Genomic DNA, 13,545 nt, shown 5'->3' with positions numbered 1-13,545 from the left:
GCCCGTTAAATGACTTTTGTTAGCACAAGGATATTTTTATGGTGCGCTTTTTAGATCATATGGCCCATGGTCATCGTTTGTTGTTGTCAGCAGTATTGGCGTTATGCAGTATTTATTTTATTACTTTTTACTCCCCCCTTGTAGCTGCTAGCCCAATCCATGCTGAATTACCGAGACAATCTTTCAATTCTCAATGGCACCTTGGGGATCATCAAAACCAAGGCCTATTGGTTGACAATGTGCCTAATTGGGTTACGCCAATAGCGTATGATTTACCAGATAAGGTTCCATCTTCAGAGCTTGCCGATGGGGTGTATTACTTGCTTATTGATGAGCAGTCTAAAGTCACCGCCGATGGCAGTCTAATTCAGTTTAATCATTATACGACCAAAGCAATAACGCCCAAAGGCTTAGAAGCTGTCTCGCAAATTAGCATTACGTTTGATCCCGCTTATCAGAAAATTATTTTCCATAAGATGAATGTTATTCGGGATGGGGCGGTCATTGATAAAAAAGCAGACAGTGAATTTAATTTACAACAAGTCGAAAGTGGGCAGCGATTAATTTACGATGCCTCTAAAACGGCGAGCTGGTTTTTACATGATATTCGTGTCGGCGATATTGTTGATTATCAATACAGTATTGTTGGCACTAATCCTGTTTACCAAGGGATCTATTCAGATTCTCGACGTTTACAATGGGATGTTCCCGTACATCAACAATTTTTACGTATTATTTGGGGGAAAAAGCAACCGCTTAATTTTTCTGTTAATAATACTGAGATGAAATTTACGCAAACGCAATTAGGCAATGAAATTGATTATCAGCTGATGTTAAAAGACATGCCCGTGAGTAAGTATTATTCAGACGCTGCCAGTTGGTTCCATCCTTATGCTCGCGCTTATTGGTCTGAGATGGATTCTTGGCAACAGGTTAGAGAGTGGGCTCAGGCGCTCTTTGCGCCACAAATAGATCAAAATCAAGCAATTCAAGAATTGGTTAATCAATTCCGAAGTGCTGATACCCAAGCCGAACAAATCATGCTTGCATTGAATTTTGTTCAACAAGATATTCGTTATTTGGGTATTGAAATTGGAGCCAACAGCCATTTACCCGCTAAGGCGAGCGATACATTGGCCAAGCGATATGGCGACTGTAAAGATAAATCTGTGTTATTAATTGCGCTACTTAGAGGATTAGGCATTCAAGCATCACCTGTTTTGGTTAATACCAAAGAGGGCAAAATCTTACAAGACTCCTTACCTCGAGCATCAGCATTTAATCACATGATAGTCAAAGTCAGCTTAGATAATAAATTTTACTGGTTAGACCCTACACTGCTGAATCAAAATGTTGCTTTACCGGTTGTGTTTCAACCCAATTATGGCTTCGCCCTTGTGGTTGGAGACAATACTCAACAACTTGAATTAATGGATTCAGCAGCAAGTGGTTCTCTTGTAGAATTTCATGAAGTGTATGATTTTACACAAGGAGTTCATGGTGAGGGGAGTTTACATGTCACAACCACTTATCAAGGAGAGCAAGGTACTCGTATTCGTGGAAGATTAGCTGATATTGGCTTACAGTCTCTGTCAGACAATTATCAAAATTATTACAAAAATTCGTTTAATGATCTTGAAGTTGCTACGCCTATGTCAGTAAGCCAAAATACTGAAACCGGCACGACAATTTTTAAAGAACACTACGTAATCAAACAACCTTGGATAAAAGCTGACAATGGTAGTTTTGGTCTTAGCGTTTACGAAAGCCAAGTCTCCCCCTACATTTCCATGCCAGAAAGTCATGGACCAAGAGTGTTGTCTTTGAGTCATCCCATTACTTTATCGGGTGATATTAAGCTTAAATTATTGGATCAGAAATGGACATTTGATAAAGAAGTTTTGAACGAAACGAACCCCTTTTTTGATTTTAATTACAAAGTGACATTCGATGACTCTATAAATGAGCTGACATTAGCATATCATTATCAATCGAAAGTTGACCGTGTCGAAGCCAATGATGTTGATCAATATGTTGCAGCATTACGAAATGTCTCTGATGTGGGCAGTTTTGGTCTGGTTGATTATGGTACTGCTTATTCCACGACGGCCTCAGATAATGATTTTATTGATGATTTAGACACAGATTCACGTATTTTACTCAGCTATGTTTTTTGCTTTTTTATCGGTACTTCGTTTTGTTTAGTTTCCTGGCTGCGAGAGAAAGCTCCTGCTGATGATGCCCAGTTCTACCCAGTATCCACCACCAAAATGTCTGTGATGATCTTTATGACTCTTGGTGTGTATATTTATTATTGGTGTTATAAAAACTGGCAATATATTCGCACGCTAGAGCAATCGTCAATTTGGCCGAGGGCAAGAGCCTTTTTTAACGTAGTCTGGTATTTCCCATTGTTTGCTAAGTTAAAAGCAAACAATGATGCTAGAGAGCAGCCCAAAAAGCTGATCTCAGAAACTACCGCCATTAGTTTATTCGTTGTTTATGTGATTGTGTCGATAACCTATTCAATGCGTGATGACTTTTATGTAGATGTGTTGATCCTTATTGTTACTTTTTTGCCGTTAGCGTTATACATTAACCGGATTAATGACAAAGCAGGAGCCGCATATCAACATAACTCTCGCTGGCGACTGCGTCATCTCGTCATAGGGCTGTGTGTTTTACCACTCTATTTGGTGAGTATTGCGTCAACTATTGGCTTGTCTAGTCAAGATGAGGTCATTGAAGGACAACAGTTGTGGAGCCGAGATATTGCATTTTTACGCCAACATCAATTGATCAGTGAACAAGAGCTACCGGTATTATTTTACAGTCATCATTGGCTTAATAATCAAGTTGAAGGAAATGGTTTTAGTGCCACGAAGGTGTTTTCATATTGGACTGAAAATGGCAAGTTTATCTCGTATTCAGTGGCAATTGCTGATATCAAAGATATCACCACTGAGTTAAATCAACAAAAGGATCAATTATCCACCATCATGATAGAGCCTTTGCAAGGCGAAGCATTTAGGCTGGTTGTTTCCAATTCTAAAAACAAAGACAGTCAATTTGTTGAACAGCTCACTGCGTTGTGGAAAACGAGTCAAAATGAATAATTTGAATACATCGACTGTTTTAAGGTATTAGCACATGAAAACTATTGGCATGATCGGCGGCATGAGTTGGGAGTCGACACTCAATTACTACAAAGCCATTAATCAAGGAGTAAAGTCCGCGTTAGGTGGCTTACATTCAGCGAAAGTGTGTTTATACAGTGTCGATTTTGCTGAAATTGAAACCTTACAACATCAAGGTTTGTGGCAACAAACAGCATTGTTATTGACCGAGGCCGCTAAAGCGGTTGAGGCAGGTGGTGCTGACTTTTTGTTAATTTGCACCAATACCATGCACAAGGTTGCCGATGAGATACAAGCCGAAATAGGCATCCCAATTTTGCATATTGCAGATGCCACAGCCAATGCGCTACTTGCCGATGGTATTAGCAAAGTGGGCTTGCTCGGCACCCGTTTTACTATGGAGCAAGACTTTTATAAACACCGTATTAGCGACAATTATCCTATTGAGGTTATGGTGCCGAATACGGCAGATCAGACCATTGTTCATGATGTAATTTATCAAGAGTTATGTTTAGGGCAGATTAATGAACAGTCTCGTCAGGCTTATTTAATGATTATTGATAAGTTGTTTGCGCAAGGGGCAGAGGCGGTTATTTTAGGCTGTACCGAGATTGCATTATTGGTGCAGCAACAACATACCCCAGTGCCTTTGTATGACACGACGCTAATACACGCTAATAGTGCTGTGAAGTTGGCTTTAGATAATCATGATGAGACCTAATAACCGATAATGTTCGAAAGCTAGTATCGGTTGCCTCGTTTAATATCGATAGATAAAAAAACGCCTTACACTAGTCTAGTGTAAGGCGTTTATCATTTCTAATGGCGCTTTTGGTTAGTCTTTGTAAGCACGGCCATAGAAGCTATCGAGTAACACTTGCTTAATCTCGCTGATTAATGGGTAACGAGGGTTAGCACCTGTACATTGATCATCAAACGCGTCTTCTGCAAGTAGATCCAGTTTTGCAATAAAATCTGCTTCATTAACACCGGCTTCTTGAATCGATGCAGGAATACCAATGATCTTTTTCAGCTCTTCGATTTTATCTATTAGTTTGTCTACTTTTTGCTGATCCGTTTTACCGCCTAGCTTTAAATGATCTGCAATTGCAGCATAACGGCATAATGCTTTAGGGCGGTCGTATTGACTGAATGCCGCTTGTTTAGTTGGCATATCTGTCGCGTTAAAGCGGATAACGTTAGAGATTAATAATGCATTAGCTAAACCATGAGCCAAGTGGAACTCAGCACCCAGTTTGTGCGCCATTGAGTGACAAACTCCTAAGAATGCATTGGCAAAAGCAATCCCCGCTATTGTCGCACCATTGTGTACTTTTTCACGAGCGACAGGGGCTTTGGCACCTAACTCATAGGCATCAGGCAAGTATTTCACCAATAAATCGAGCGCTTGCAATGCTTGGCCATCGCTGTATTCGTTTGCCATTACACTGACATAAGCTTCTAACGCGTGAGTTATCGCATCAATACCACCAAAAGCGGTTAATGACTTGGGCATGTTCATCACAAGGTTAGGATCAATAATCGCGATATTAGGTGTTAATTCATAATCTGCAATAGGGTATTTTTTGCCAGTGATCTCATCGGTAACTACTGCAAACGGAGTCACTTCAGAACCGGTACCCGATGTGGTAGGTATCGCTACCATTTGGGCTTTAAGTCCCATTTTTGGGAACTTATAAATACGTTTACGGATGTCCATGAATCGCAATGCTAAATCAGCAAAGTCGACATTAGGGTGTTCGTACATTACCCAAATAATTTTAGCCGCATCCATTGGTGAACCACCACCTAATGCAATAATTACATCAGGTTGGAAACTTTGTGCCACTTTAGCGCCTTGGCGCACAATGGCTAAGGTTGGGTCTGCTTCTACTTCATAAAACACTTCGGTTTCTAGGCCCTGTGCTTTAAGGATTTTTAATGTCTCGTTGCAATAGCCGTTATTAAATAAAAACTTATCAGTAATAATTAATGCACGTTTTTTGTCGCTTAATTCTTCTAATGCGATTGGTAAGCTACCACGACGGAAGTAAATTGATGATGGAAGCTTATGCCACAACATGTTTTCAGCCCTCTTAGCGACCATTTTTTTATTAATTAAGTGGCTCGGGCCAACATTTTCAGAAATTGAGTTACCGCCCCATGAACCACAGCCTAGGGTTAATGACGGTGCTAATTTGAAGTTGTATAAATCACCAATACCACCTTGAGAAGCAGGGGTGTTAATCAAAATACGTGCAGTTTTCATTCTAAAACCAAAGGTTTTAACACGTTCTGTCTGAGTGTCTTGATCGGTATACAAGCCTGAGGTATGACCGATACCGCCTAAGGTGACTAAGGCCTCTGCTTTATCCATTGCTTCGTTAAAGTCTTTGGCTTTATACATACCTAACAACGGAGACAATTTCTCGTGGGCAAATGCTTCCGCATCATCAATATCGTTAACTTCCCCAATTAGTACTTTAGTATTGCTTGGGACTTCAAAGCCTGCCATGGCCGCAATAGCTACCGCACTTTGACCAACGATATCAGCATTAAGGCCACCATTTTTAAGAATGACATTTTGCATCGCCGCAGTTTCAGCTTTAGATAAAATATGACCACCGTAATGAGCAAAACGTTCTTTAACTTGCTTATATATACTGTCTACTACAATCACGGCTTGTTCAGACGCACATACAACACCGTTGTCGAAGGTTTTTGACATTAAAATAGAGCTAACAGCACGTTTAATATCAGCGGTTTCGTCGATCACGATGGGAGTGTTACCCGCACCAACGCCGATAGCAGGTTTACCAGATGAGTAGGCGGCTTTAACCATGCCTGGACCACCAGTGGCTAAAATTAAATTAACTTTTGCGTGGGTCATTAATTGGTTTGATAATGCAACACTGGGTTGATCTATCCAGCCAATAATATCCTTAGGCGCACCAGCCGCTACAGCTGCATCTAATACTATTCTCGCAGCGGTAGTCGTTGAGTTTTTGGCTCTTGGATGTGGAGAAAAAATAATCCCATTACGAGTTTTTAAACTAATAAGCGCTTTAAAAATAGCGGTCGATGTTGGATTAGTGGTTGGCACAATACCGCAAATAATGCCGACAGGTTCGGCAATGGTGATGGTACCAAAGGTGATATCTTCGGAAAGAATTCCGCAGGTTTTTTCATCTTTATACTTGTTATAAATATATTCAGATGCGAAGTGGTTTTTAATCACTTTATCTTCTAATACACCCATACCCGTTTCGATTACCGCCATTTTAGCCAATGAAATACGCGCATCTGCAGCAGCAAAAGCAGCGGCTCTAAAAATGGCATCTACTTTTTCTTGGCTAAAGTTTGCAAATTCAGCCTGAGCCTTGGCAACGCGTTCTACTAATAAATCAAGTTCTTGTGTATTGGTGACTGTCATAGTGGTTTCCTTTAAAAACATTCAACAAAGCAGTTTTGCAAAACATTCTTTGTAAATAAAATTACATCTTCTAGGGGCAGTTTGTTGTGATGATGACCACAAAATCGTAATATTTGGTAATTTTATTACGGTTTAGGTGTTTTTAAATCAGTAATATCGCATCTTAATAAGGCTTTGATTTCACTATCACTTAAAACACTCTAGTACACAATACTATGGTTGTTTATGTTAATTACAGCATGAAAGCCTTGTTTACATAATGAATGAGCAGGCCTTAGTTAAGTGAAATCGGTTGGTATTGAAGCATTAATCATTGTTTTATATTTAAAACGGTATGTTTCTTGTTCACTTTTATAAGTGACTCTGAAGCAAATTATTAACCAATATAAAAATACAGCATTGAAATTTAATAATATTTTATTCCTTGCTAGCTTACATAAGCAATGCCTAAAGTTTGTTTAGCTTATTTAATTAAAGATTTGTGATTGACATCAATATTTATAAAAGGGAATATGCTCAACAGAAGGGCATTTGCTCGACTTGGTGTTTTTAGAGCAATTGAATAGCTTTAGTGATCTATACACGCCTTATGTAGCATTAGTGGGCCTATCAACTATGGCGATATTGGATAAATGATTGTTATTTGATGTCCAACAAGCTGTAAAATGGATTTATAGTTCTGATTTATAGCGTTAAGGCGGTTATATGAACACTGATACACAATTGATTATTTTTGACTGTGATGGCGTGATTATCGACAGTGAAGTCATTAGTGCCAAAGTGTTAATCGACAAACTCGCCGAGTTGGGCTGCACCATTGACATGGCGTTTGTACAAGAACACTTTTTAGGTTGTCAATTTACAACTGTAGCAGACAAGGTGAAGCGTTTATTGTCTACCAGCTTACCTCAACATTTTGAGGAAGAGTATCGACAGCAATTACTTGTAGAATTTGAAAAAAATTTAACGGTAACAGATGGCATCAAATCAGTATTGTCTAGCTTGAAAGTACCATATTGTATTGCAACCAGTAGCAGTTTACCCCGAACAACGAGAGCATTACAGGTGGTGGGATTAACCGAGGTGTTTGGCAGTCATATCTTTACTGCAAGCCAAGTTAAACAAGGCAAACCTGCTCCCGATTTATTTTTATTTGCAGCAGACGCAATGGGCGTAGAGCCTCAGCATTGTTTAGTCATAGAAGACAGTTATTTTGGTGTAAGTGCTGCAATTACAGCCAATATGAACGTGATTCATTATGTTGGTGGTGGTCATATTATCGATCGCCTTGATAATGAATTACACCGAGTATCACAAGTATTTCCAACAGTGCCAGTATTAAGTCATTGGCAGAATTTTGATCGTTTAATGCCAGCATTAGTGCGTTGATAGTGCATAAAAGGGATAGCATGGATACCAAATCAAACTCTGAACTCGCAAGACTAGAGCAAGCTGCACGTGCTGCCTGGCTATATTATGTTGCTAAAAATACTCAAGATGAAATCGCTCAAAAATTAGAAGTATCAAGACAGTCTGCACAGCGTTTAGTTGCTTTAGCCGTGAGTGAGGGCCTAATTCAAGTCCGTTTAGACCATCCAATTGCTAAATGCATGGAATTGGGACATCAACTGACTCAGGCCTTTAACTTGCTAGAATGCGAAATTGTACCAAGCGATCCCGCTGACAGCAGTTCGGTTCATGGATTAGCACAAGGTGGCGCGAGTGTATTAGAGCGTTATTTAAAGTCCGAACAGCCAAAAACGTTAGCTTTTGGCACAGGCCGCGCACTTAAAGCGTGTATCGATGAGTTACCTTCAATGCAGTGCCCACAGCATAAAATAGTATCGTTATTGGGCAATATGATGCTCGACGGTTCAGCATCTGCTTTTGATATCGTAGTGAGTATGGCCAATAGAGTACAAGCTAAGCACTACCCAATGCCGTTGCCCGTTATTGCCAGCTCGGTAGCTGAGAAACAGCTTTTGCATGACTTGGCGCCGGTAAAAAGTATTTTTGAATTAGTCAGACAAGCTGATGCGACTTTTGTCGGAATAGGCCACATGGGCATAGAGCCACCATTACTACTTGACGGTTTCATTAATCAGTCTCAGTTAGATGCATTAGTTAATAATGATGCTATCGGTGAAATCATCAGTTGGGTTTATAACCAACAAGGACAATTACTTGATAACTCAATCAATCAACTGGTGATGAGCTCACCGTTAAATATTGACTTAACCAATCCTGTCTATGGTATCGCGGCAGGGCAGCAAAAAGTGGATGCGATATTTGCAGCATTACAAGGCCGATTAATTAATTCATTAATTACCAATGAATATACTGCTGAAAGATTATTGGCTAAGCTAAAGTAATTATAAAAAATATAAAAATACTTATATTGAGATTTAAATAATACTCAGCGAGTAAGTTAGTATCTATAATCTTACTAATACTAATACTAATACTAATGCTTTAGTCATTAATAAGGACGATAAAAATATAAATGGGGTTATTATTTCTACTCAAGCGAAATAATAAATAGTCAGTAAAGGTTATACAGTATCACTTTATCATCGTTTTTAGGTGAGGGTTTTACTTATCTCCTAAACAGGAAATAAAAATAATGACAATAAGTCAACATGAGGCTTCATTCAAACTGATGAATGAAGAGCAACTTCCCGTTGCCAAAAATAAATTGCACGGTTGGAAACATTTTGCAGGTTTGTATGCTGGGGAGCATGTTGCCGCAACTGAATTTGTTATTGGGGCAACGTTTGTCGCTTTAGGTGCATCGACCATTGATATTCTTTTAGGCTTACTTATTGGTAACCTACTAGCCATGTGTTCATGGTGGCTATTAACTGCACCAATTGCGGTCGAAACGCGTTTAAGTTTATATAATTACTTAAATAAAATTGCCGGCGATTCGATGACTAAGCTTTATAATTGGGCAAACGTGGTGATCTTTTCGGTGATATCGGCAGCAATGATCACTGTATCATCCACTGCAGTTCGCTTCTTGTTTGATATTCCCGCACAGTTAAATTGGTATCCCAGTAGTCTATGGTTTGTGATGATTGTATTAGCCGTTGGCTCAATTGTTGTTGTGGTCGCCATGTATGGTTTCTCGACTGTGGCAGATTTTTCTAAAATCTGTGCGCCTTGGTTATTTGTTATCTTCATCGCGGGTTCTTTTTCGTTATTTCCAGCGTTATCAAATCATGTGATTGGTAGCACCACTCTCAATAGCTGGCAAGATTTTATGACGATAGGTGATAGTTCAATCTGGACCGGCTTAAATGATAAAGGCGAGCCTGGTATTGGCTTGCTCGAAGTGATTGGTTTTGCATGGGCCGCCAATTCAATTACTCATTTTGGTTTGATTGATATGGCAATTTTTCGTTTCGCTAAACGTAAAAGTTATGGTTTGTTATCAGGTGTCGGGATGTTCTTTGGTCATTACTTAGCGTGGATCTCCGCAGGTATTATGGGGGCGGGGACTGCCGTCATACTTAAGACCACTATTAGCCAACTCGATCCCGGTGATGTGGCATATCAAGCTCTAGGTTTTTCTGGCTTTGTGATTATTATTATTGCCGGTTGGACTACTGCTAACGCCAATCTCTATCGCGCAGGATTAGCTGCACAGTCGATATTTGTTAAACAATCTCGTGAACGTACTACTGCGATAGTCGGTCTTGTGACCATGGTGATTGCCTGTTTCCCGTTTGTATTTACTCAGATGTTACCCTTATTGACTTACGCTGGTTTATTAGTCGTTCCAGTGGGAGGCATAGTGTTTGCTGAACACGTGCTATTTCCTAAGATTGGTTTAACCCGTTATTGGGCTAAATATCAAAATTTAACCAAGAGCACTCCGGCAATTACATCTTGGGCATTAGCACTCGTGTTTGGTTTTGGCCTAAATACGCTTGATATTATTTCATTTTATTATTTGTTTATTCCTACGTGGATATTCACCATTATTATTTATACTTTATTAGCTAATAAATATGGTGCAGGTTTGGATTATTCTGAACATATTAAAGCTGATGAAATAGAGCAAAAGCAAATTGCACAGTATCAGGATACTATGGCCAAAGGTGATAATCCTCACGTTGAAGACAATAGTAAATTAACAAAATTACTCAATGGTTTTGCATTTTTCTCATTAGTTATGATTAGCATTTTGGCGGCAAGAGTGATGTTTTATAGCCCAACGATGGAGATCTATGCCGTTAATAAATCACTGTTTGAAACCATCTGCCTGGTTTGTACTGTTATTTATTTTAGTTGTTCTTATGTCGCATTAAGAAGACATAAAAAATTAAATTATCATACTGCTGAACCAAGACTTATACGAACAACGGCAAATGAGTCTTAGTCTGAAGTGTTATTTAATTGAAATAACATTCAGTTCCATCATTTATTATTTTATGAGGCATGTATATGCATCACGCTCAACAAGTAAACGTTCCACTTAAGACCTTAAATCAACAATGTTTATCCACTTTACCTAGTGATGTAGATGTACCTAGGTACGATCGTAGTAAGTTAACAGCAGGTATCGTTCACATTGGTGTTGGCGGTTTCCACCGTGCTCATCAAGCGGTATACATTAATGAGTTATTAAAACAGCCGGGCTCTGAATCTTGGGCTATTTGTGGCGTTGGTTTATTAGAAGCCAATCGTAGTTTACGTGATGTGTTGGTTAAACAAGACTACTTATACAGTTTAACCGTGCGTCATCCGAATGGTCAGATTGATCATCAAGTGATTGGTGCTATGATTGATTTTCTGTTCGCACCAGAAAATAAGCAAGCCGTGATTGATCGATTGATACATCAACATACTAAAATTGTATCACTGACAATTACTGAAGGGGGCTATAACTTTAACCCTGCTACGGGTGAGTTTGATTACTCTAACCCAGATATTATTCATGACATGAGTCATCCAGAAGATCCTATTACCGCATTTGGTTATCTAACTGCCGCATTGAAGCAACGTAAAATCAAAGGGATGAAACCTTTTACGGTGCAGTCTTGTGACAATATTCAGCATAACGGTGATATGACTCGTAAAATGCTGTTGGCCTTTGTGAATAAAAACGATACTCAATTAGGCAAATGGATAGCAGATAATGTCTCGTTTCCTAATGCGATGGTAGATCGTATCACCCCAGTGACCACCAAAGCCGACATTGATTATGTTGCCAGTACCTTAGGTATTAATGATCAATGGCCGATCACGTGTGAAGCGTTTAGCCAATGGGTCATTGAAGATAATTTTAGTGATGGTCGTCCGCCGTTAGATAATGTCGGTGCACAATTTGTTGCTGATGTTACTCCGTTTGAAAAAATGAAGATCCGCTTATTAAATGCTGGCCATTCAGTATTAGGTTTATTAGGATCTATCCAAGGCTTTGCCACCATTGATGAGTCAGTATCTGATCCACTATTTGCAGGCTACTTACGCCGCTTTATGGACGATGAAGTCACGCCGTTAATTGAACAACTTGAAGGGATTGATTTAACCCAATACAAAGACACCTTAATTGAACGTTTTGCCAATCCGAACATTAAAGACAGTTTGGCGCGTATTTGCTCAGAAAGTTCGGCAAAATTGCCTAAATTTATCATTGCATCGATTAATGAAAATATCGCCTTAGGCCGCGATAGCTCATTGGCGACTTTAGTGATTGCGGCATGGTGTTTATACAGTGATAAGCGCGTCGATCAGCAAGGGCAAACATTAGCGATTAGTGACCAAATGGCACCGCAATTACACGATTTTGCCAGCAAGACGGCGCAAGATCCGTTGGCTTTTTTACAGTTAAGCGATTTATTTGGTGATCTTTGTCATCAAGCAAGCTTTTGCCAAGATTATCGCCAAGCGATTGCGGCCTTATATGCACCAGAAAGTGAGATTAAAACCATTATGCAAGCAAGATTAGACGCTAAGGAACAGTGATGAACAGTATATTAATCAATCATAAAGCCACCGAAGATATCAATATCAGCTGTTTTGGTGAGGTATTATGGGACTGTTTTCCTGACGGTAAACGCGTTGGCGGCGCGCCGTTAAATGTCTGTGTCAGACTCAACGCCTTGGGGATTAAAGGGGCAATGATCAGTGCGGTTGGCGACGATCAATTGGGTCATGAATTATTGGCTTTCATTGATGAACGCGGCGTTAATCGGAATTGTATCGCCATTGATACCGTAAAAAGTACCAGTACAGTGCAAGTGAGCTTAGATAAAAGTGGTTCGGCGTCTTATGACATCGTCGCGGATACTGCGTGGGACAATATCGCATTAACTGACGCTATCATCGATCTTGTTCATTGTTCAGATGTGTTGGTATTTGGCAGTTTAATCGGTCGAAGTGCGGTGTCACTTGGTACATTAACGGCGCTGGTAGATTTAGCCACATTTAGTGTGTTTGATGTCAATCTTCGTGCGCCACATTATCAACTTGAGAGTATTGTCGAGTTAATGAAGCAAGCAGATTTTATTAAGCTCAATGATGATGAACTCTACGAAATCGCTAAAGCCATGGGCTCGCCATTTAACTCATTTGAGCAAAATCTCGAGTTTATTGCTGTCCAAACCCATACCGATTATTTATGTGTCACCAAAGGCAGTCATGGTGCATTACTGAGTATTGCTGGGAAGAAGTATTATAATTCAGGTTATTTAGTCAATGTAGTTGATACCGTTGGCGCCGGAGATTCTTTTTTAGGGTCGTTACTGTATCAACTGTGCACTGATACTAATCCACAGTATGCGATTGATTTTGCTTGTGCAGTGGGTGCTATGGTTGCTCAGTCTCATGGGGCTACGCCACAGCTGACGTTAAATCAAATCCAAGCGTTTATGTACCCAAAGTAAACAGTCCGATGTTTTTTTGTGTGAAGTGTGAGAAGTGTGGGTTATTTCCCCTTATCTAACCCGTTAGCGCTTGGTCGTAATG

At 39.7% G+C, this 13,545-nt stretch carries 8 protein-coding genes; 7 read left to right on the top strand and 1 reads right to left on the bottom strand.

All coding sequences use genetic code 11. The features are described from left to right. Positions 1–38 precede the first annotated feature (38 nt). Together ACED29_RS15285 and ACED29_RS15280 are read left to right on the top strand one after the other, a co-directional pair. A complete protein-coding gene (locus tag ACED29_RS15285) occupies positions 39–3,116 on the top strand; it encodes a DUF3857 domain-containing transglutaminase family protein (RefSeq protein ID WP_371698017.1) in 3,078 nt (1,025 codons plus the stop codon). A 34-nt stretch (positions 3,117–3,150) separates the two neighbouring features. Continuing rightward, on the top strand, positions 3,151–3,858 hold the full coding sequence (locus tag ACED29_RS15280; protein ID WP_371698016.1) for an aspartate/glutamate racemase family protein: 708 nt from the start codon (positions 3,151–3,153) through the stop codon (positions 3,856–3,858). 114 nt (positions 3,859–3,972) lie between these two features. On the opposite strand, the gene adhE is transcribed toward ACED29_RS15280, so the two are convergent. Beyond that, positions 3,973–6,570, bottom strand: coding sequence for a bifunctional acetaldehyde-CoA/alcohol dehydrogenase (adhE, locus tag ACED29_RS15275; protein ID WP_124014971.1), 2,598 nt, complete (start codon positions 6,568–6,570; stop codon positions 3,973–3,975). A gap of 705 nt (positions 6,571–7,275) precedes the next feature. On the opposite strand from adhE, the gene ACED29_RS15270 reads away from it, so the two are divergent. The 5 genes from ACED29_RS15270 to ACED29_RS15250 all read left to right on the top strand — a co-directional run bounded on the left by ACED29_RS15270 (position 7,276) and on the right by ACED29_RS15250 (position 13,463). Next, complete coding sequence (locus ACED29_RS15270; RefSeq protein WP_371698015.1) at positions 7,276–7,959, top strand: HAD family hydrolase; 684 nt, start codon at positions 7,276–7,278, stop codon at positions 7,957–7,959. 20 nt (positions 7,960–7,979) lie between these two features. Next, the gene (locus ACED29_RS15265; protein WP_182756480.1) at positions 7,980–8,942 is read left to right on the top strand and encodes a sugar-binding transcriptional regulator; all 963 of its coding nucleotides are present in this window, start codon (positions 7,980–7,982) and stop codon (positions 8,940–8,942) included. Between the two features lie 251 nt (positions 8,943–9,193). After that, complete coding sequence (locus ACED29_RS15260; protein ID WP_273057306.1) at positions 9,194–10,954, top strand: cytosine permease; 1,761 nt, start codon at positions 9,194–9,196, stop codon at positions 10,952–10,954. Positions 10,955–11,013: 59 nt separating this feature from the next. Further along, positions 11,014–12,543, top strand: a complete 1,530-nt coding sequence (locus tag ACED29_RS15255) for a mannitol dehydrogenase family protein (protein WP_371698014.1) — start codon at positions 11,014–11,016, stop codon at positions 12,541–12,543. Beyond that, entirely contained in the window at positions 12,543–13,463 is a 921-nt protein-coding gene (locus tag ACED29_RS15250) for a carbohydrate kinase (protein WP_371698013.1), read from the top strand. Before ACED29_RS15255 ends, ACED29_RS15250 begins: the two co-directional genes overlap by 1 nt. Positions 13,464–13,545 lie beyond the last annotated feature (82 nt).

Origin of the sequence: Shewanella sp. 5S214 (assembly GCF_041439795.1) — a bacterium.
In the GTDB taxonomy this organism is placed as follows: Bacteria; Pseudomonadota; Gammaproteobacteria; order Enterobacterales; family Shewanellaceae; genus Shewanella; species Shewanella vesiculosa.
The sequence above is the reverse complement of the archived record's forward strand: the minus strand, read 5'-3'. Positions and strand labels throughout refer to the sequence as shown.